The sequence below is a fragment of the Streptomyces viridosporus genome (assembly GCF_002078235.1).
Taxonomy (GTDB): Bacteria; Actinomycetota; Actinomycetes; order Streptomycetales; family Streptomycetaceae; genus Streptomyces; species Streptomyces viridosporus.
In genome coordinates, this window is sequence record NZ_MSGP01000644.1 from 1 (window position 1) to 616 (window position 616).

The 616-nt window shown below is 73.5% G+C and carries 1 pseudogene; it reads right to left on the reverse strand.

Annotation, left to right across the window (positions count from 1 at the left end):
* A pseudogene (locus tag B7L92_RS34945) lies at positions 1-538 on the reverse strand (hypothetical protein); the annotation flags it as partial.
* Positions 539-616: the final 78 nt, after the last annotated feature.

Consider the following 616-nt stretch of genomic DNA (forward strand, 5'->3'; position numbering starts at 1 on the left):
AAGTGTGTATAAGAGACAGCCACCCGGCCCCGCGGCGCAGCGCCCCCGTCAGCCACGCCCAGAAGTGGAAGGCGAGGCCGAGGGTGAAGGTGCTCGGGTACGACACCGTCAGCGCGAGCGAGGTGAGTCCCGGAAAGCCGCTCCACAGGAACGGGGTCGTGCCCCACAGGAGCAGCAGGGTCAGCAGGGCGAGCACGGGCGCGTCCCGGTGCGTGCTCCCCGTCCGCGCGTACCGCCACACCCCGGTCACCAGCAGCGCCAGTCCGACGACGGCGGCCAGGCGCAGGACGACGAACACGGACAGCCCCGTCGTCCGGGCGACCGTGCCGAGCAGCAGCATCCACGGCGAGTAGTACGGGCTCGGCGTGTCCGCGTCGACCAGCGGGTTGCCGGGGTCGAGCGGGCTGTGCCGCAGGCGCTGCAGGGTCGCCGCGTGCNNGGCGCGGCCGACGGCCGCCGGACGGATCGCGGCGGGCCGCCTGCCGGTCCCCTCGGGTGCGGCGGACGACGCGGCGGACGATGAGGAGCGGACGGTCACGTAGGACCCTTGCCCGAAACGGCGGGTTCTCCACGGAATCGCTCCCGACACCCACCCAAGGCACCACAACGCACGCGG